Genomic DNA, 19,777 nt, shown 5'->3' with positions numbered 1-19,777 from the left:
CCGGGTGGTCGCGCAGGGGCGCCGGGCAGGACCAGTTCGCGGGGTCCACGACCGTGTTCGTGTCAGCCAACGGGGGTCACCTCCAGCCGCCGGTACAGGTAGTACGCCGCGCAGGCGCCCTCGCTGGAGACCATGGTCGCGCCGAGCGGGTTGCGCGGTGTGCAGGTGGTGCCGAAGGCGGGGCACTCGTTGGGCTTGATCAGGCCCTGGAGGACCTCGCCGCTGCGGCACTCGGGGGACTCGACGGTGCGCACGTCGCCGACGTCGAAGCGGTACTCGGCGTCGTACGCCCGGAAGGCCTCGGACAGCCGCCAGCCGCTGTCCGGGATCACGCCGATGCCCCGCCAGGCGCGGTCGGTGACCTCGAAGACCTCCTCGATCATGCGCAACGCGGCCGGGTTGCCCGCCTCGCGCACCGCGCGCGGGTAGGCGTTCTCCACCCGGTGTTCGCCGCGCTCCAGCTGACGGACCGTACGGCGCACGCCCTCCAGGATGTCCAGCGGCTCGAAGCCCGTCACCACGATCGGCACCCGGTGGCGCTCGGCCAGCTCGGGATACTCGGCGACGCCCATCACACTGCACACATGGCCCGCCGCCAGGAACGCCTGGACGCGGCAGTCGGGGGCCCGCATGATCGCCTCGATGGCGGGCGGTACCCGCACGTGCGACACCAGCAGGCTGAAGTTGCCGATGCCCAGCCGGCGGGCCTCGTGGACGGTCATGGCATTGGCCGGGGCCGTGGTCTCGAAGCCGATGCCGAAGAACACGACCTCCTTGTCCGGCTCCCGGCGGGCGATCTCCAGGGCGTCCAGCGGCGAGTACACCACCCGTACGTCGCCGCCCTCGCCCTTGACCCGGAACAGGTCCCGGTCGGTTCCGGGCACGCGCAGCATGTCGCCGAAGGAGCAGAAGACGACGTTCGGACGGGACGCGATCGCCAGCGCCTTGTCGATCACCTCCAGCGGCGTCACACACACCGGACAGCCCGGACCGTGGATCAACTCCACCTGGTCCGGGAGGAGCTGGTCGATGCCATGGCGGATGATCGAGTGGGTCTGTCCGCCGCAGACCTCCATCATCGCCCAGGGACGGGTGACGGTGGCGTGAATCTCGTCCAGCAGCCGGCGGGCCAGCTCCGGGTCGTTGAACTCCTCGATGTACTTCATCGCACGCCCTCCTCCTCCGTGGCCGTCGCCTCCGCCTCGGCCAGCGCCCACGCGTCGCCGAACTCCTCATCGAGCAGGCCGAGTTGCTCGAACAGCTCCAGTGAGGCGCGAGCCGACTCCTCGTCCAGCCGCTGGAGCGCGAAGCCGACGTGGACGATGACGTACTCGCCCACCTCGGCGTCGGGGACGTAGGCCAGGCACACGTCCTTGACCACCCCGCCGAAGTCGACGCGCGCCATGCGCGTGCCGTCCCGGTCCTCGATTCCGACCACCCGGCCGGGTACCGCCAGGCACATCAGCGTCCTCCTTGTCGTTCCGGTCGATCCCTGTGAGCCGCCACGACCAGCTGGCCGAGCGCGAGACCACCGTCATTGGGCGGCACCCGCCGGTGCCGGAGCACCGTGAACCCGTCCGCCGCCAGCAGCGCGGCGCACTCGGCGTCGAGCAGCGCGTTGGCGAACACCCCGCCCGACAGCGCCGCCACCTCCGCTCCCGTCTCCCGGCGGGCGGCCCGGCAGACCTTCGCCACGGCCACCGCGACCGCGCGGTGGAAGCGGGCGGCGATCACCGGTACGGGCACGCCGCGCCGCAGGTCGGCCACGATCGCGGCCAGCACCGGCCCGGGGTCCAGGTCACCGGCGAAGGCGTACGCCCCGGTCCGCTCCGGCCAGGCGAGGACCGCCGCCGCCTCCAGCTCGATGGCGGCCTGCGCCTCGTAGCGGGCCCGGTGACAGATCCCGGCCAGCGAGGAGACCGCGTCGAACAGCCGCCCCATGGACGAGGTCGGCACACAGGCCGTGTCGCGAGTCAACTGCCGGTCCAGCAGCCGCAGTTCATCGGAGGAGCACGCGGCGACGCAGGGCAGGTCCGTGTCCCAGGGCAGCCCCACCGCCCGCAACCGGGCCAGCGCCACGCGGCACGGATTGGCCACGCCCTTGTCCCCGCCGGGCAGTTGTGCGTACCGCAGATGGGCGAAGCGACGGAAGCCGTCGTAGCCGCCGACCAGCACCTCGCCGCCCCAGACCGCCCCGTCGTCGCCGTATCCGGTGCCGTCGAAGGCGACGCCGATGACGCGCGTCCCGCCGCCGAGGCCGTGCTCGGCCATCACGGACGCGACATGGGCGTGATGGTGCTGTACCGGGCGCAGGGGGAGGCCCTTGGCCTCGGCCGTGCGCCGCGCCCATCGAGCCGAGTGGTACCCCGGGTGCCGGTCGGCCGTCAGCAGCTCGGGTTCGATCCCGGTCAGCGCGCCCAGCCGCTCACCGGCACGCTCGAAGGCCCGTACGGTGGCCAGGTCGCCCATGTCGCCGATGTGCGGGGAGAACCAGGCGCCGCCCTCCGCCCCGAGGCACAGGGCGTTCTTGAGGTCGCCGCCCACGGCGAGGGCCGGCGTGACGGGGACGGGCAGCGCGACCGGCTCCGGGACATGGCCGCGCGACCGGCGCAGCACGACCTCGCCGCCCCCGTCCGGGCGGACGCGGACCACGGAGTCGTCGCAGGGCGCCTCGATGGCCCGGTCGTGCCACAGCCAGCCGTCGGCGATCCCGGCGAGCCGCTCCAGCGCCTCGGCGTCGTCGGTGACGATGGGCTCCCCGGAGCGGTTGCCGCTGGTCATCACCAGCACCTGGGGGCCCGGAGGATCGCCCGGCAGCCCGAACAGCAGTCGGTGCAGCGGCGTGTAGGGGAGCATCACACCGACGTCGGGGCTGCCCGGGCACACCGCCTCGGCGATCCCGCCGGACTCCTCCCGGCGGCGCAGCAGCACGATCGGCCGCCGACGGCCCGTCAGGACCGCCGCCTCCTCCGGACCGACATGCGCCAGCCGCTCGGCCCGCGCCAGATCGGCACACATGACGGCGAACGGTTTGCCGCCGCGCTCCTTGCGCCGGCGCAGGGCGGCGACGGCACGCTCGTCCGCGGCGTCACAGGCCAGGTGGTAGCCGCCCAGTCCCTTGACGGCGAGTACCGCACCCCGCGCCAGCAGCCGCCGGGCCTCGGCGAGAGCGGGTTCGCCCTCGCACCGTGGGCTGCCGGGGACGGTGAGCCGCAGTCGGGGCCCGCAGTCGTGGCACGCCACCGGCTGGGCGTGGAAGCGGCGGTCCGCCGGGTCCGCGTACTCCGTGGCGCAGGCCCGGCACAGCGGGAACGCGGCCATGGTCGTCGTCGCCCGGTCGTAGGGCAGAGCGGTGGAGATGGTGAAGCGGGGGCCGCAGTGCGTGCACGTGATGAACGGGTGCCGGTGGCGGCGGTCCGCCGGGTCCGCCAGCTCCCGCAGACAGTCCTCGCAGGTCGCGGTGTCCGGCGGGATGAGCGTCCGGCTGGTGCCGCCGCCCCCGTCCTCGGACGGATGGATGACGAAACCGGGGACACCGAGGGCGGGGACGGTCTCGTACGCCACCTCCTGGACGTCCGCCAGGGGCGGTGGCCGCTCGGTCAGGGCCCGGCAGAACTCCGCCACGGACTCACCCGCGCCCTCCACCTCGGCGACGACGCCCTCGGCGCCGTTGCGTACGTGGCCCGCGAGGCCCAGCTCCGCGGCCAGCCGGTGCACGAAGGGCCGGAACCCGACACCCTGCACGGTCCCGCGCACGGTCACCCGGCGCCGTACCACGGCCGGGGCGGCCGTCCCCCGGGCCGTCGTCGTGGACGTCACGCGGTGGTGGCCGGGGACGCGTGACCGTGGTCATGAGCGCCGGGGCCGTGGTCGTGAGCGCCGGGGCCGTGGTCGTGACCGTGGCGGCGCAGATGGTCTGCCGCGAGCAGCGGGGCGTGCGGCGCCGCTCCGTCCGCCACGGTGAGGACGCGGTCGAGCAGGGTGTCGGCGCCCCGCCCGTCGCGCGCCGAGGTGCGCAGGATCTCGACGCCGGGGTTGACACGCTCCACGGCCTTGGTGAAGGCCATGTCGTCGAATCCGGCAGCGGAGGCCAGGTCCGTCTTCGTCAGCACCACGAGGTGGGCCGCGCCGAAGGCGGTCGGGTACTTCAGCGGCTTGTCCTCGCCCTCCGTTACCGACATGAGCGTCACGCGCAGCGTTTCGCCCAGGTCGTAGGAGGCGGGGCAGACAAGGTTCCCGACGTTCTCGATGAACAGCAGCCGGGTCGCCTCCGGGAGCCAGTCGTCGATGAGCGCGCGCACCTGCGCGGACTCCAGGTGGCACAGGCCGCCGGTCAGCACCTGTCTGACCGGCGCTCCCGAGCGGGCGAGGCGGCGGGCGTCGTTCTCCGTCGCCAGGTCCGCGGTGAGGGCGGCGGCGGCCACGCCGCGCTCACGGGCCCGGCGCAGCACCAGCTCCAGCAGCGCCGTCTTGCCGCTGCCGGGGCTGGAGAGCAGGTTGACGGCGGTCACCCGCCGCCGCGCCAGGTCGGCGCGGAGCTCCGCCGCCAGACCGTCGTTCTTGGCCAGCACGGCCGTCCGTACGTCGACGCTGCGGCACATCACGGGCTCCCTGCCATTCGTACCTCCGCCAGTTCCAGTTCCCGCCCCGTCAGCAGCTCGGCCGCCGGGGTGTCGCAGTGCGGGCACCACAGCGCGGGCGGCGAGCCGACCGCGAAGTCCACTTCGCAGCCGCCGCAGCGGGCCCTGGCCGGCACCTCTTCGATGACCAGTTCCGCCCGGTCCAGTGCGGTGCCCTCGGCGACCAGTGAGAAGGAGAAGCGCAGCGCGTCCGGGACCACGCCCGCCAGCTCGCCGATCCGCAGCGTCACCCCCGCCACCGCGTCCGCCCCGTGGTCGCGGGCGACGCTCTCGGCGCTCTCCACGACGGCGGCGGCGATCGACAGTTCGTGCATGGTCCGCCACGGTAGGCACGGCCCCGGCCCCCGCCCGGCACGCGAACGCGGACGGCGGGTGTTTTCCCTCGGGCGGCCCAAGCAGATAATCCTCAAGGGCGTGCCTCCGGCGCCGCGCCGCGGCGGACGGGCAGCATCGCCGCGTGATGCGGATTCTGCTTCTTGCGAGCGCCTTCAACAGCCTTACCCAGCGGGTCTTCGCGGAGTTGCGCGACCACGGCCACTTCGTCGCCGTGGAACTGGCGCTCGGCGACGACCGGCAGCTCACCGAAGCGGTGCGCCGCCACGCGCCCGAGCTGGTGATCGCCCCCATGCTGACCACCGCCCTCCCGGAAGAGGTCTGGTCGGCGTACCCCTGCCTGATCGTCCACCCGGGACCGCCCGGCGACCGGGGTCCGTCGTCCCTCGACCGGGCGGTGCAGCAAGGACTGGAGCGGTGGGGCGTGACCGTCCTGCAGGCGGTGGCCGAGATGGACGCCGGGCCGGTGTGGGCGTCGGCGGACTTCACCGTGCCGCCCGACGTGGGAAAGAGCGACCTGTACCGGGGCGAGCTGGCCGACGCGTCCCTGCGGGCGGTGCTGCTCGCCGTCGAACGCTTCGCCTCGGGCAGGTACACGCCGGTCATGCCGCCCTCCCACACCTGGCAGCCGTACCTGTGCCAGGAGGAACGCCGCATCGACTGGCACCGGGACAGCACGGAGACCGTCCTGCGCAAACTCCGCGCCGCCGACTCACAGCCCGGTGTACTGGACTCCTTCCTCGGCGGCGAGTGGTACCTCCACGGCGGCCGACCCGCGCACGGGTTCACCGGCACGCCGGGCGAGATCCTGGCCACCCGCCACGGAGCGGTCTGCCGGGCGACGACCGACGGCGCGGTCTGGATCCCCGAGCTCCGCCCTCGCCGTACCCCGGGCGGTCCGACGACCTTCAGACTTCCGGCGACGCTGGCTCTTCGGGGGCACCGGGCTGTGTCCTCCGCGGCTCCGCCGCGCTGGCGCAAGCCGGCAGGCGGGAGCTATTCCGACATCACCTATCAAGAGCAGGGCACCGTCGGCTTCCTCCGCTTCCGCTTCCCCGGCGGTGCGCTGAACACCGACCAGTGCCGCCGCCTGCTCACCGCCTACCGCCACGCCCGCACCCGCCCCGTCGACGTCCTCGTCCTCGGTGGAAGAAGGGACTTCTTCTCCAACGGCATCAACCTGAACGTCATCGAGGCCGCCCCCGATCCAGCCGCCGAGTCGCTGGCCAACATCGAGGCCATCGACGACCTGGTGGAGGAGATCCTGACCACCACCGACCGCCTCGTGGTCGCGGCGCTGGCCGGCAACGCGGCGGCGGGCGGCGCGATGCTGGCCCTCGCGGCCGACGAGGTGTGGTGCCGCGGCGGTGCCGTGCTCAACCCGCACTACCGGCTGATGGGCCTGTACGGCTCCGAGTACTGGACCTACACCCTGCCCCGCCGGGTCGGCCCGGCGGTCGCCGCGCGGCTCACCGAGGACGCGCTGCCGCTCACGGCCACCGCGGCCCAGGAGATCGGGCTGGTGGACCGTGTCGTCGAGTGCGCGCCGGGGGAGTTCGCGGAAGAGGTCACCCGGATGGCCGTACGGCTGGCTCGTTCCGCGGCGCTCCCGGCCCGGCTGGGCGCGAAGAAGACCGCCCGGGAGCGCGACGAGGCCGTGCGGCCGCTCAGTGCCTACCGTGCCGCCGAGCTGGAGCGCATGCGTGCCGTCTTCGACGACCCGGCCGCTCCTTACCACGCGCTGCGTTCCGCCTTCGTACGCAAGCGGCGGCCGCACGGGACCCCCGAACACCTCCGAATGGAGTGTCCGAATGGTGGCTGATCGTCTGATATGCCAGCCTGCTCTGGGGGATGCCGCCAGGAAGGGATCACATGAGCACCGCAACCGAGGCCCCTGCGGCCGTTGAGGAGGTCCACATCCTGTGGACCTCGGAGGGCATGAGCTGCGACGGCGACACCGTCTCCGTCACCGCGGCATCGCTGCCGAGCCTGGAGGACGTGGTCCTCGGGGCCATTCCGGGACTGCCGAAGGTCGTCCTGCACAACAAGGTGCTTTCCTACGAGACCGCCGACGACTTCACCCGGCCCTTCCACCAGGCCGCCGACGGCGAACTCGGGGCCCCTTACGTCCTCGTCGTGGAGGGCTCGATCCCCAACGAGCGCATCAACGGCGACGGTTACTGGACCTCGATGGGCAACGACCCCCGCACGGGCGACCCCATCACCTTCAACACCTGGATCGACCGGCTCGCCCCCGGAGCCTTCGCCGTCGTCGCGGTCGGCACCTGTGCCACCTACGGAGGCATCCACGCCATGGCCGGCAACCCCACCGGCTGCATGGGCCTGGCCGACTACCTGGGCTGGGACTTCCGCTCGGCCGGCGGACTGCCGATCGTCAACGTGCCCGGCTGCCCCGTCCAGCCCGACAACTTCATGGAGACCGTGACCTGGCTGCTCTACCAGGCCGCCGGCATGGCCCCGCCCATCCCGCTCGACGATCAACTGCGCCCCACCTGGCTGTTCGGCAAGACGGTGCACGAGGGCTGCGACCGCGCCGCGTACTACGAGCAGGGCGACTTCGCCAAGGACTACAACTCGCCCAAGTGCCAGGTGAAGATCGGCTGCTGGGGCCCGGTGGTCAACTGCAACGTCCCCAAGCGCGGCTGGATGGACGGCATCGGAGGCTGCCCCAACGTCGGCGGCATCTGCATCGCCTGCACCATGCCCGGATTCCCCGACAAGTTCATGCCGTTCATGGACGAGCCGCCCGGCGGCAGCATCTCCTCCGGCCTCATGGCGTCCACCTACGGACCGCTGGTGCGCACGCTGCGCGCCATCACCAACCGCTCGGTCAACAAAGAGCCCAAGTGGCGCCACAACCGCCCCGAGCTCACCTCCGGCTTCGCACCGCGCTGGCCCGGCAAGTAACCCCGACCCCCGCTTGTCCCTTGTGTGAAAGGAATCCGTCGAGTGACGACGAGCCAGGCCGCCCCCGCGGAGCAGCGCACCCTCACCGATGTCGCGTTCGATCCGATCACCCGGATCGTCGGCAACCTGGGCATCTACACGAAGATCGACTTCAACACCCGCGAGGTGGTGGAGTGCAAGAGCACCTCATCGGTCTTCCGCGGCTACAGCGTCTTCATGAAGGGCAAGGACCCCCGCGACGCGCACTTCATCACCAGCCGCATCTGCGGCATCTGCGGTGACAACCACGCCACCTGCTCGGTGTACGCGCAGAACATGGCCTACGGCGTGAAGACACCGCCGGTCGGCGAGTGGATCATCAACCTCGGCGAGGCCGCCGAGTACATGTTCGACCACACGATCTTCCAGGACAACATGGTCTTCGTCGACTACTGCGAACGCATGGTCAAGGAGACCAACCCGGGCGTGTGGGAGCGGGCCGAGCGCACCCCCGCCCCGCGCGGTGACCAGCACGGCTGCCGCACGATCGGCGACATCATGCGCTCCTACAACCCCTTCGAAGGGGCCACCTACAAAGAGGCGCTCGTCATGAGCCGGGTCACCCGCGAGATGATCTGCCTCATGGAGGGCCGCCATGTGCACCCCTCCACGCTCTACCCGGGCGGCGTCGGCACGATGGCGACCCCGCAGGTCTTCACCGACTACCTGGTGCGGCTCACCCGCTGCCTGGACTTCATCAAACGTGCCGTCGCCATGAACGACGACGTCTTCGACTTCTTCTACGAGGCACTGCCCGGCTACGAGGAGGTCGGCCGGCGCCGCACGCTGCTCGGCTGCTGGGGCGCCTTCCAGGACCCCGAGATCGTCGACTACAGCTACAAGAAGATGAACGAGTGGGGCAACCGCATGTTCGTCACCCCGGGCATCGTGGTCGACAACCAGCTCGTCACCACGGACCTGGTCGACATCAACCTCGGTATGCGCATCCTGCTCGGCAGCTCCTACTACGAGGACTGGACCGGCGAGGAGACCTTCGTCGACAAGGACCCGCTCGGCAACCCGGTCGACAAGCGCCACCCCTGGAACCAGACCACCCTGCCCGCCCCGCAGAAACGTGAGCTCGACGGCGGCAACTACAGCTGGGTGATGAGTCCCCGCTGGTTCGACAAGCGCACCAACGACTTCCTCGCCCTCGACACCGGCGGCGGCCCCATCGCCCGCCTGTGGGTCACCGCCCTCGCCGGGAAGGTCAACACCCCGTACGTGCGCTCCACCGGCCACAGCGTGCAGATCGACCTGCCGAAGACGCCGTCCTCACCGGAGCGGAGGCTGGAGTGGACGCCGCCGCCGTTCCCCAACACCATCGAGCGCAACCGGGCCCGCATGTACTTCGTCGCCTACGCGGCGGCCATGGCACTGCACTTCGTCGACCAGGCACTGAAGGAGGTCCGCAACGGCGTCACCAAGACCTTCCAGGACTTCAAGGTGCCCAAGGAGGCCATCGGCGTCGGCTTCCACGAGGCCGTACGCGGCGTGCTCAGCCACCACATGGTCGTCCGGGACGGCAAGATCGCCAACTACCACCCGTACCCGCCGACCCCGTGGAACGCCAGCCCGCGCGACTTCTACGGCACCCCCGGCCCCTACGAGGACGCCGTACAGGGCTGCCCGATCTTCGAGGAGAACGGGCCGGACAACTTCAAGGGCATCGACATCATGCGCACCGTCCGCAGCTTCGACCCGTGCCTGCCGTGCGGCGTCCACATGTACCTCGGCGGCGGCCGCACCCTCACCCAGTCCCACTCGCCGACCTTCGGCACCCTGGCCGGTTAGGCGGACCGCCGATGCCTTTCGAACCGTGGGACGACGCGTACGCCCGCAGCCAGGTGGCGCTGGCCGAGGAGCGGCTGTCCGGTCTGGACGCCCTGCCCGACGGCCTCGCCGCCGCCCGGGCCGCGCAGACCGTCGAGACACTGGTCGGGCTGTACGGGCAGTGCCTGGGACGGATCACCGCCCAGCTGGCCGAACACCCCGAACTGCTGGGCCGGTTGGCCGCCGACGAACTGGTCGGGCATCTGCTGCTCGTCCACGATCTCCATCCCGACGCGGTCGAGGACCGGGTACGGCAGGCCCTCGCCACCCTGCCCGAGCCGCCCGAGATCCTGGAGCTGTCCGACACGGCGCTCCGGGTCCGGATCCGCGCCGGCGGCTGCGGGTCGGCCGGGACCGAGCAGGCGGTACGCGACGCCGTCGCCGCGCGGGCGCCGGAGATCGAGGACGTACGGGTGGAGAGCGGCCCGGCGGACGGGGCGCTGATCCCCGTGGACGCGCTGTTCCGCGACCGCACGCCCGTCGGCGGAGGTGCCCGCGGATGAGCGGGCTGCGGCGCGTGGCCCGGCAGGCGGCGCGAGCCGAGGGCCCGGGCGGCCGGGAGGAGCGGTGCGACCTGTGCGCCGAACCGCTGCCGCCCGGACACCCGCACCGGCATGTGCTCCAGTCCGTCACCGGCACCGTCTCCTGCGCCTGCCGAGCCTGCGCCGTGCTGTTCGACCACGACGCCACCTCGGCCGGCGGCTACCGGCTGCTGCCCCAGGAGCGGCGACGGCTGGAGGACTGCCACATCGACGACGCCGTGTGGGCGGGTCTCGGCGTCCCCGTCTCCCTCGCCTTCTTCACCCGGTCGGGTGATACGGGAGAGGTCACCGCGGCGTACCCGAGCCCACTGGGCGCGCTGCGTGCCACCGTCCCACCGGACAGCTGGCGGGAGGCCGAGCAGTGCCATCCCGACCTGCCGGAACACGTCACCGACGTACAGGCCCTGCTGGTGCACCGGGCCCGCGGGGCGGACGAGTACTGGCTCGTCCCCCTCGACGACTGCTACCGCCTGGTCGCCGTCGTACGCGCACACTGGAAGGGACTGGACGGTGGCCCCGAGGTGTGGCAGCGCGTCGAGGACTTCTTCCGTGCCCTCACCGAACCGACCGAACCGACCGAACCCACCCCCTTCACCACCGAGGAGGCGTCATGGGCATCACCGTAGGCAAACCCGATGTCGAGCCCGACAAGCCGTCGCACGTCGCGGGCGTACGGCGCGGCAACCATCGCGGACTGATCAAGCACCAGCCGGGACACCGCCGCAACGACCGCACCACCGCCCGCAGTTTCACCGGCATCAACGCCCGGCGCCGCAACCCGGTCGACCGGGACATGCCGAACCTGCCCACCCCATGACGGCGACGAGCGCGCTGTCCGCTCCGGTGGCGCCGGTCCTGGCCTTCGCCGTCACCGGAGCGGAGGAGGAGCGCTTCGCCGCGCTGCCCACCCTCCGCTTCCGGCTGGAGATCACCAGGACCGGCGGCAGCCCCGTCGGCTCGATCGCCCTGCACACCGTCGTCCGCATCGACCCCGCCCGCCGCCGCTACCGGCCGGAGTCCCAGGAGGCGCTCGGCGAGCTGTTCGGCGCGCCCGAGCAGTGGACGACCAGCATGCGACCGCTCACCTGGGCACGGGCGACCCTCCACGTCCCGGCGTTCCAGGACCGCACGACGGTGGAACTGCCCGTCGAGTGCTCGTACGACACCGAACTGGCCGTCACCAAGTACCTGCGCGCGGTCGGCGACGCCGGAGACGTGCCGCTCGACTTCCTGTTCAGCGGCACCGTCTTCCACCGGCTCCCGGACGAGCGGGGCCTCGCCGCCGCCCGGATCTCCTGGTCGGACGGCGACACACGGTACGCCCTGCCCGCCGCACTCTGGCACGCGGTCACGGGCCGCTACCACGCGGGGAGCCCCTGGCTGCGGCTGTCCCGCGACACCTACGACCGGCTCGACGCCTACCGCGCCCGGCACGTCCTCGGCAGCCCCGACGACGCCGTGCGCGCCCTGCTCGATGGCGCTACCACTCGGGGACCCCATGACCCTCACTGACCTCTCGGACGTCGAGAAGATCACCCGGACCTGCCTGTACGAGGGCTATCTGCTGTGGCCCTACCGCAGGTCCGCCCTGAAGAACACCAAACGCTGGACCTTCGGCGGTGTCTTCCCCGCCGCCTGCGCCGCCGCGCTCGGCGAACCCGCCACCATGACCACCCAGGTGCTCCACGAAGGACCCGCCGACGACCTCACCGTGCGGGTGCGGTTCCTCCAGGTGGTGGACCGCACGGTGACGCGGGACGGCCGCCCGGTCGACGAGCTGACCGTGGCGGGGGAGCGCTACGTCAGCTGGCAGGAGGTGACCGAACGCGAGGTCGTGCTGACCGGCGCCCCCGGCACCGCGGCCGTCGACATCCCCGAGGGCACCGACACCGAGCAGCTGCCGGGCGGATCCGCCTGTCTGGTCCGCGGCTGGCGGCACCTCACCGGCACCGTCGAGGTCACCGCCGAACCGGCCGCGGACGGCGTACGCCGGCTGACCGTGCGCATCGCCAACAGCACCCCCTGCCCCCTGCCGGACCCCGGTGCCCGGCACGCGCGGGAGGCCGCCGCCCCCTACGCCTTCGTCTCCACCCACACCGTGCTGCACAGCGACCGCGGCCGCTTCGTCTCCCTCCTCGACCCGCCCGCCGCACTGCGCGACCCCGCCGCCGCCTGCCGCAACGAGGGCACCTGGCCCGTGCTGGTCGGCACCGACGAAGGAGACGGCCGGGCGCACACCGTGCTGTCCTCGCCGGTCACGCTGTACGACTTCCCGCGCGTCGCGCCCGAGAGCCCGGGCGACCTGTTCGACGGCACCGAGATCGACCAGCTGCTGGTGCTGAGCGTGCTGAGCCTGACCGAGGAGGAGCAGGCGGAGGCGCGGGCGAGCGATCCGCGGGCGCGCGAGATCCTCGACCGCTGTGCCGGGCTCGGCACCGACGACCTGATGGGCCTGCACGGCGCCATCCGGGAGTTCCAGACGGTCTCGGGGGAGGGGACGTGAACGGCGTCTCCTACGTCCCCGGCACGCGAGTGCGGCTGCGGCCGTCCCGGCGGGCGGACATCATGGACCTGGCCCTGGCGGGGCGGATCGCCGAAGTCGCCGCCGTGGAGGAGGACTTCGAGGGACAGGTGCACGTCGCCGTCGTCCTTGAGGGCGACCCGGGACGCGACCTCGGCTCCGCGAGCCAGATCGGCCACCGGTTCTTCTTCGCACCCGACGAGCTCGAACCGCTCCCCGGGCCCGACGGAGACCCGCCGCGCCACCGCGTGCTCGTCGCGGGCGTGGGCAACATCTTCATGGCCGACGACGGCTTCGGCCCCGAGGCCGCCACCGCCCTGGCCCGCAGGTCGCTGCCCGACGGCGTCCACGTCGCCGACTTCGGTATCCGCGGCATGGACCTCGCCTACCGCATGCTCGACGGCTACGACACCGTCGTCCTGCTGGACGCCACCCCGCACGGACAGCCGCCCGGCACCCTCAGCGTCATCGAGCCCGACCTCGCCACGCTGCCCGCCGAGGGCGCCCCCGAGGCCCATGCCATGGACCCCGTCAAGGTCCTCGCCCTCGCCCGCCACCTGGGCGACGCAGAACTGCCCCGCGTCCTCGTCGTCGGCTGCGAGCCACAGGTCCGCATGAACGGCGACGAACCCGATGTCGTCGTCGGCCTCAGCGAACCGGTCCGCGAGGCCGTCGCACGCGCCGTCCCGTTCGTCGAGTCGCTGCTCGGCGAGATCCTCGCCGACCCCGCCGAGAGGAGGTGAACCCTGCCATGAGGAGAATCCCTGCCATGAGGAGAGGCCGTGCCATGAACAAGAACGGCCTCTTCCTCCCCGCCAACGTGGTGAGGACCACGGTCGGAACCGTGGCCGCGGTCCTGGTCCTGATCGCCCTGAACGAACTGCCGGAGGCCCGCCGCTACTTGAGACTGAGAAGCATGTGATCCGCCCGACGGCCCCCGCGCCCCGGCGGTGCGACGCCGCCGGGACGCCGGTCTCCTGGACGCGCGGGGAGACGCCGGTGGTCGTGGCGGAGGAGGGCAAGCCGGCCGGGTTCTCGGCCGGGGCGCTCTGGCAGCCGTACGTCGCCGGGCCACCGGCGGCCGTCGCGTTGCCGTGCGAGCACTCCGGCATGGCGCACGAGGTGCCGGATCGCCCTCCTCGGCGCGCTGCTGCCGGCCGGCTGGGCGGCCCGGACCCGCACCGCGACCGCACCGGCCAGGTGGCCGTCCACCACCGACGGATCGTCCGTCGAGGACGACCCCGTTCAGCACACCGAGGCCGGCGACCGCGACGAGCATCAGGGTCAGCAGCACCGTCAGCGAGTTCAGGACGACGACCGTGTCGCTGTCGCTGCTGCTCTTCTCGCTCGTCGAGGTGACGCCCAGCGCTCCCAGGGCGGCGTTGAGCGACTGAACGTAACCGCTGACGTCCGTACCGGGTTTGACGTCGACGAACTGCGTCGAGAACCTCGCCCACGATCCGCACGGTGACCGGACGGCCGTCCACGTGCAGGGTGATGCTGTCACCGATCGCGGTGTCGGTCGCCGTCAGGAACGGGATCGGCACCACCGCCTCGCCCACCGCGGGCACCTGATGGCGCAGCGCCGGCCGACTCGTGGCGCGGTGTTCAGCGCTCCCGCACCGGCCCGCTGCTGCGGCGGACGACGAGGTCGACCGGGACGAGGGAGTCGTCCCGCGACGGTTCCGCGGTGCCGTCGATGCGGTTGAGCAGCAGGTGCAGGGAGCGTGTGCCGATCTCCGCGAAGTCGGTGCGCACCGTGGTCAGCGGCGGCAGCAGATGCGCGGCCTCCGGGATGTCGTCGTAGCCGACGACGCTGACGTCGCCGGGCACGGACCGTCCGGCCTCGTGGAGGGCGTGCAGCAGGCCGAGGGCCATCTGGTCGTTGGAGGCGAACACCGCCGTCACCTCCGGGCGCCGGGCCAGGAGCCGCCCCAGGTCGTAGCCGGAGTCGGCACTCCAGTCGCCGACGAGGGGATCGGGAACCTCGGCCCCGGCGCCGGACAGGGTCTCCCGCCAGCTCTCCAGCCGATGGTCGGCGGACGTCCAGCCGGTCGGGCCCGCGATGTGCCAGACGGTGGCGTGACCGAGGCCCAGGAGATGCTCGGTGGCTTTGCGGGCGCCCGTGCGGGAGTCGCCGGTGACCAGGGGAGTGCTGTTCGCCAGGGCGTTCTCCAGCACCACCAGGGGCGTGTCGAGGTCGGTCTCCGCCAGGGCCTTGCCCACCCACAGTTGCGGGGCGATGGCGATCACCCCGTCCGCGCCCTCGGCCGACAGACGGTTCACGGCCTCCACCACCGTGTCGTGGTCCGCCGTGTCGAGGGCGATGGAGCTCACCAGGTAGCCGGCGTCCTGCGCTGCGGTGTTGATCGCGGTCAGGATGGAGGCGGGCCCGTAGCGCGCGGCGTCGAAGGAGATCACGCCGAGCATCCGCGTCCGCCCGCTGGCCAGCGACCGCGCGCTGCGGCTGGGGCGGTAGCCGAGCTCACGCATGGCCTCCAGCACCGCCTCCCGCGTCGCGGGCCGGACCGCCGGATGGTCGTTGAGCACCCGGGAGACGGTCTGCTTGGAGACCCCCGCCAGCTTGGCCACGTCGTCCATCACCGGACGCGAGCCCGCGAAGTTGCGTCTGCTGCGCCACCGGGAACCGGGGCCGTCAGCGGCGCTTCGGGTCATGGCCGGTCTGTCCTCGACTTGGTCACGGCGGTCCTGTCCCGCCCGGGCAGGACCACAGCATAGGCCGGGTCACCGGCAGGGCGGCCCCGACGCCCACCTCGGCACCTCATCCGAGCCGGACCCTCCAGCGCCGCACGGTGACCCACTCGGCGTGCTCCACCGACGCCGCCCGCCGGCCTGCGCCCGCCCGCGGCACGTACACCGGCGCGGCGGCGGCCAGGGGCAGCACCCGCAGCCGCAGCCCCTCGGCGCGCAGTGCGTCCACGGGCAGCCGGTCCAGGCCGATGTCCCAGACGCGCCCCGAGAAGAACTGGTCGGCGACCAGCGTGTCACCCACGTACGCGCGCCCCACGTCCCCGGTCCAGCGCAGCCGCAGCAGAACGCCGTCCGGCGCGTCCAGCAGTCCGTCGGGGACCTCGACGCGGTACTCCGCGGCCACGCTGTCGAACTGCTTGTCCGCGGGCACGCTCGCCCGGCCCAGGACTCCCGTCGCGGTCTCGGGCGCCGGACCGGCGGGCCGCACCAGGCTGACGGCGGCGTCCCTGCGGGAGCACCCCCCGTCGACGGTGTAGCGGGTGAACACCCCGTCCGCCGCTTCCCGCACCACCGCTCCGTCCACCACCGGCGCACGGCCCGGCGCGGGCAGCACGGCGAACGAGGGCTCCGCCGCCGCGCTGTGCAGCCGTACCTCGTCACGGTCGAACACGACCCCGTCCGCGCACAGCACCAGCCGCTCCGCGCCCCACGCCACGCCCCGATAGGCGGTACGCGCCGTCTCCGCGTCCAGGACCAGCAGCCCGACCCGGCCGCCGTCCGCCGTGTCCACCTCGACCAGGGCGTCGGTCCCGGGACGCAGCCCGGTGACCAGGACCCGGCCGTCGACGGGGGTGAGGTCCCCGGAGGGCGCGCTCACCGCCGACACCGTGCCGGCGTCCAGGGCGAGTTCCGGAGCGATGCCGTCGGTGGCGGCCAGCACCAGGACCGTGCGCCCGCCCACGTCGAGGGTGCACACCGGCTGCGCGGTGGCCCACTCCAGCCGCAGCCCCGCGACCTCCAGCCGCAGCGGCCAGCAGAAGTAGGCGCCCGCGGGAACGGTGACGGGTGTGCTGGGCAGCGTCAACGCCTCGGCGTCTCCTGCGAGTTCGACCGTGAACGTGGTATCCGGGTGGTCCGGCAGCGGCTCGTGCGGCTGGTGGTTGTTCACGAACAGGAAGCCCGAGGTGCCGTCGCCGCGCACGGCCCACCGCAGGGTCTCCCGGTCGTGCTGCCCCGCCGGCTGCCGCTCGGGCAGCACGGACTGCATGGGCGCGATGACATGCCCGAAGTCCGCCAGCAGCAGGTGCTGCAGGCGCAGTTCGTGGTAGGAGGGCCGCACCTGGCCGTACTCGCCGAGCGGTGCCTGGAAGTCGTACGTCAGGACGGGCAGGTCGTTCGGGTAGCCGGTGGCGTGGGACTCCTGGAGGGTGGTCAGCTCCCCGGACGGGTTGGTGCCGCCGTGGAACATGTAGTAGCCCTGCCACACCGAGCCGCAGCCGATCTTGGTGAGCCCGAGCGCGCCGATGTCGGCGGCGTCCACACGCGGCCGCCGGTGGTACGCCACGGCCATGCCGCCGCCCAGCTCGCACGTGGCCCAGGGGAAGCGGTCCACCAGCTCGGTAGGGTCACCGCCTCGCACCGTGGTGGGACGCAGGTCGGCGCCGATGCCCTCGTCGTCGCGCTGGTGGGTGAAGAAGAAGTGCTTGCGGCAGGTGTCGGGCCAGCCGCCGTCCGCCTCGGTCCAGAACGCCTCGGGATAGCCGCCGTACAGCGGAATCAGCTCGTCACCCGGCAGTTGGACGCCGCCCCACGCGGTCGACGTCCACAGCGGCGCGCTCAGCCCCGCCTCCTGCGCCATGCGCTTCAGCGTGCGCAGGTGACCGGGCTGGTCGTAGAGCTCGTTCTCGATCTGCACCGCCACGATCGGGCCGCCGTGCGACCGGTCGAGGCCCCGCAGTTGCTCGGCGATCGCCGTGAACCAGGCGCGTACGGGCCCCAGGTAGGCGGGGTCGTCGGTGCGGGGCGTGCAGCCGCGGGCCAGCAGCCAGTCGGGCAGACCTCCGTTGCGTACCTCGGCGTGGGACCACGGGCCGATGCGGGGGACGAAGTCCAGGCCGTGCCGGGAGCACAGGTGCGCGAAGCGACGCAGGTCGCGGTCGCCGTCGAAGCGGACGCGGCCCTCGATCTCCTCGTGGTGGATCCAGATGATGTAGGAGGCGACGACCGTCACCCCGCCCGCCTTCATCTTCAGCAGCTCCTCCTCCCACTCCCGGGCGGGGTAACGGGAGTAGTGGAACTCGCCGGAGACCGGGAACCAGGGGCGGCCGCCGCGCGTGAGCCAGCGGCTGGTGACCTCGATCGGGTCGGGCACGCCCGGCGCGTCGGCGAAGGGGAGGTGGCCGGTCAGCGGGGGAGCGGAGGGCGCGGGAAGGCGCAGACGGTACGGGGTCACCAGGTGTTCTCCGGGCCGAGGTCGGGCGTGTCGGTGAGCTGGGCGCAGGCGAGGGTCGTGGCGTGCAGCTCCAGCAGGACCAGCTCGTTGACGCCCGGGCGCAGCACCGGGGCGGGGACGTACAGGGTGCGCTGCGGGCCGCGGTTCCAGTAGCGGCCGAGGTGGAAGCCGTTGACCCACGCCTGGCCCTTCGTCCAGCCGGGCAGGGACAGGAACGTGTCGGCGGGCGTGTCCACTTCGAAGGTGCCGAGGTGGAAGGCCGGTACGGCGGCCGTGGCCGTTTCGGCCGGGGCGAACGGCACCGCGTCCAGGTCGTCCAGGGGCAGCGGGTGGCAGTCCCAGCCCTGCAGGACCGTGCCGTCGAAGGAGACGGGACCGAGCAGGCCCTTGGGCGCGCCGATGCGGGGACCGTAGTTGACCCCGCCCATGTTCTCGACGAGCACGTCCAGTGTGGCGCCGGGGCGGGGGACGCGCACGGGCAGGGTCTCGTCGTGGCGTTCGCGTTCCAGCACACCGACGGAGGCGCCGTCGAGGAAGACCTGGGCGCGGTCGCCGACACCGCCCGGGAAGGACAGCAGGCCGTCCCCGGAGGCGGGCACGGTGGTGCGGTAGAGCGCGTAGCCGGTGCGCAGCCCGAGGTCGTCCATGGTCACCGGGTCGTCGGAGCGCACCGGCTCGGCGAGCGCACCGACGTGCGGCAGCAGCGGTGCCCGGCGGTTCAACTCGACCGTGGTGGGCAGCAGTTTGGCGCCCGGTGCCGGGGCGGGCTCGTCGGGGACCGGGGCGTGGCGGGCGATGACCTCGCGGAAGGCGTGGTACTTCGGGCCGGGGTCGCCGCACTCGGTGAGCGCGGCGTCGTAGTCGTAGGACGTGACGGTCGGCTCGTAGGCGTGCTTGTGGTTGGCGCCGTTGGTGAAGCCGAAGTTGGTGCCGCCGTGGAACATGTAGATGTTGACGGACGCGCCGGCGGACAGCAGCCGGTCGAGGTCGGCGGCGGCGTCGGCGGCGTCCCGCACGTGGTGCGGCCCGCCCCAGTGGTCGAACCAGCCGATCCAGAACTCGGCGCACATCAGCGGACCTTCCGTCTGGTGCGCGCGGAGCCGTTCGAGGGACTGCTCGACCCGGCTGCCGAAGGTGCTGGTGGCGAGGACACCCGGCAGGCTCCCGGCCGCCAGGTGCTCCGGGTTCGCCTGGTCGCAGGTGAACAGCAACTCCTCGACGCCGCGCGTACGAAACGCCTCGGCCAGGTGCTTCAGGTACGCGCTGTCGTCGCCGTAGGCCCGTACTCGTTCTCCACCTGCACGGCGATGACCGGTCCGCCCGTGGTCGCCATGTACGGCAGGAGCGGGGGCAGCAGCAGGTCGAGGTAGCGGTCGACGGCCGCGGTGAAGCGGGGGTCGCTGGTCCGCAGCCGGATGTCCGGGTCCGCGGTGAGCCAGCCGGGCAACCCGCCCCCGTCCCACTCGGCGCAGATGAACGGGCCCGGACGCAGCAGGACGTGCAGGCCTTCCTCCTGGGCCAGCCGCAGGTAGCGGGGCAGGTCGAGAAAGCCGTCCAGGACGAGTGGCCCGCCGGGGTCCGGCTGATGGAGGTTCCACGGCAGGTACGTCTCCACCGCGTTCAGCCCCATCAGGCGGGCCTTGCGCAGCCGGTCGGCCCACTGGCCGGGATGGACACGGAAGTAGTGCATGGCGCCGGAGATGATCCTCAGCGGCTCGCCGTGCAGCAGGAATCCGTCGGACGTCGTCGTCAGAGCGGGCATGCGGGAGCTTTCCTT

At 72.5% G+C, this 19,777-nt stretch carries 17 protein-coding genes and 1 pseudogene; 10 read left to right on the top strand and 8 right to left on the bottom strand.

What is annotated here, in order from left to right:
- Positions 1–62: 62 nt before the first annotated feature.
- Genes hypD through hypA form a run of 5 tightly spaced genes read right to left on the bottom strand, consistent with a single transcriptional unit; the run spans position 63 to position 4,954 of the window.
- Positions 63–1,166 (bottom strand): hydrogenase formation protein HypD, encoded by a 1,104-nt coding sequence (hypD, locus tag NW895_RS29880; protein WP_289939450.1) that lies wholly within the window; start codon positions 1,164–1,166, stop codon positions 63–65.
- Positions 1,163–1,462, bottom strand: a complete 300-nt coding sequence (locus NW895_RS29875; RefSeq protein ID WP_289939449.1) for a HypC/HybG/HupF family hydrogenase formation chaperone — start codon at positions 1,460–1,462, stop codon at positions 1,163–1,165. Before NW895_RS29875 ends, hypD begins: the two co-directional genes overlap by 4 nt.
- Entirely contained in the window at positions 1,462–3,819 is a 2,358-nt protein-coding gene (gene hypF, locus NW895_RS29870) for a carbamoyltransferase HypF (protein ID WP_289939448.1), read from the bottom strand. Before hypF ends, NW895_RS29875 begins: the two co-directional genes overlap by 1 nt.
- Positions 3,816–4,601, bottom strand: a complete 786-nt coding sequence (gene hypB, locus NW895_RS29865; protein WP_289939447.1) for a hydrogenase nickel incorporation protein HypB — start codon at positions 4,599–4,601, stop codon at positions 3,816–3,818. Before hypB ends, hypF begins: the two co-directional genes overlap by 4 nt.
- Complete coding sequence (gene hypA / locus NW895_RS29860) at positions 4,601–4,954, bottom strand: hydrogenase maturation nickel metallochaperone HypA (protein WP_289939446.1); 354 nt, start codon at positions 4,952–4,954, stop codon at positions 4,601–4,603. The genes hypB and hypA overlap by 1 nt, the downstream gene beginning before the upstream one ends.
- Before the next feature lie 146 nt (positions 4,955–5,100).
- Between hypA and NW895_RS29855 the strand changes: the two genes are divergently transcribed.
- From NW895_RS29855 to NW895_RS29810, 10 genes are read left to right on the top strand one after another with little or no spacing between them, the layout of a single operon-like run.
- Positions 5,101–6,795, top strand: a complete 1,695-nt coding sequence (locus NW895_RS29855) for an enoyl-CoA hydratase-related protein (RefSeq protein ID WP_289939555.1) — start codon at positions 5,101–5,103, stop codon at positions 6,793–6,795.
- 50 nt (positions 6,796–6,845) lie between these two features.
- Complete coding sequence (locus NW895_RS29850; RefSeq protein WP_289939444.1) at positions 6,846–7,901, top strand: hydrogenase expression protein HypE; 1,056 nt, start codon at positions 6,846–6,848, stop codon at positions 7,899–7,901.
- A gap of 42 nt (positions 7,902–7,943) precedes the next feature.
- Positions 7,944–9,734 carry a nickel-dependent hydrogenase large subunit gene (locus tag NW895_RS29845; RefSeq protein WP_289939443.1) on the top strand — a complete coding sequence of 597 codons (1,791 nt, stop codon included), beginning with the start codon at positions 7,944–7,946 and terminating at the stop codon, positions 9,732–9,734.
- Between the two features lie 11 nt (positions 9,735–9,745).
- Complete coding sequence (locus tag NW895_RS29840) at positions 9,746–10,276, top strand: NifU family protein (protein WP_289939442.1); 531 nt, start codon at positions 9,746–9,748, stop codon at positions 10,274–10,276.
- Entirely contained in the window at positions 10,273–10,941 is a 669-nt protein-coding gene (locus NW895_RS29835; protein ID WP_289939441.1) for a DUF5947 family protein, read from the top strand. Before NW895_RS29840 ends, NW895_RS29835 begins: the two co-directional genes overlap by 4 nt.
- A complete protein-coding gene (locus NW895_RS29830) occupies positions 10,926–11,132 on the top strand; it encodes a hypothetical protein (RefSeq protein WP_289939440.1) in 207 nt (68 codons plus the stop codon). The genes NW895_RS29835 and NW895_RS29830 overlap by 16 nt, the downstream gene beginning before the upstream one ends.
- Positions 11,129–11,827 (top strand): DUF6084 family protein, encoded by a 699-nt coding sequence (locus NW895_RS29825; protein ID WP_289939439.1) that lies wholly within the window; start codon positions 11,129–11,131, stop codon positions 11,825–11,827. Before NW895_RS29830 ends, NW895_RS29825 begins: the two co-directional genes overlap by 4 nt.
- The gene (locus tag NW895_RS29820; RefSeq protein WP_289939438.1) at positions 11,814–12,818 is read left to right on the top strand and encodes a hypothetical protein; all 1,005 of its coding nucleotides are present in this window, start codon (positions 11,814–11,816) and stop codon (positions 12,816–12,818) included. The genes NW895_RS29825 and NW895_RS29820 overlap by 14 nt, the downstream gene beginning before the upstream one ends.
- A complete protein-coding gene (locus NW895_RS41285) occupies positions 12,815–13,579 on the top strand; it encodes a hydrogenase maturation protease (RefSeq protein ID WP_354670121.1) in 765 nt (254 codons plus the stop codon). Before NW895_RS29820 ends, NW895_RS41285 begins: the two co-directional genes overlap by 4 nt.
- 44 nt (positions 13,580–13,623) lie before the next feature.
- Entirely contained in the window at positions 13,624–13,758 is a 135-nt protein-coding gene (locus NW895_RS29810; protein ID WP_289939436.1) for a hypothetical protein, read from the top strand.
- A 686-nt stretch (positions 13,759–14,444) separates the two neighbouring features.
- Here the strand turns inward: NW895_RS29810 and NW895_RS29805 are convergent.
- The 3 genes and pseudogenes from NW895_RS29805 to NW895_RS29795 all read right to left on the bottom strand — a co-directional run bounded on the left by NW895_RS29805 (position 14,445) and on the right by NW895_RS29795 (position 19,762).
- Positions 14,445–15,512, bottom strand: a complete 1,068-nt coding sequence (locus NW895_RS29805) for a LacI family DNA-binding transcriptional regulator (RefSeq protein ID WP_289939435.1) — start codon at positions 15,510–15,512, stop codon at positions 14,445–14,447.
- Between the two features lie 106 nt (positions 15,513–15,618).
- Positions 15,619–18,003, bottom strand: coding sequence for a beta-galactosidase (locus tag NW895_RS29800; protein WP_289939553.1), 2,385 nt, complete (start codon positions 18,001–18,003; stop codon positions 15,619–15,621).
- Positions 17,997–19,762 (bottom strand): annotated as a pseudogene (locus NW895_RS29795) (glycoside hydrolase family 35 protein). The gene NW895_RS29800 and the pseudogene NW895_RS29795 overlap by 7 nt, the downstream one beginning before the upstream one ends.
- Positions 19,763–19,777 lie beyond the last annotated feature (15 nt).

Origin of the sequence: Streptomyces sp. S.PNR 29 (assembly GCF_030386795.1) — a bacterium.
GTDB lineage: Bacteria > Actinomycetota > Actinomycetes > Streptomycetales > Streptomycetaceae > Streptomyces.
Note: the sequence above shows the minus strand (reverse complement) of the source record. Positions and strands in the feature narration are given on the sequence as shown.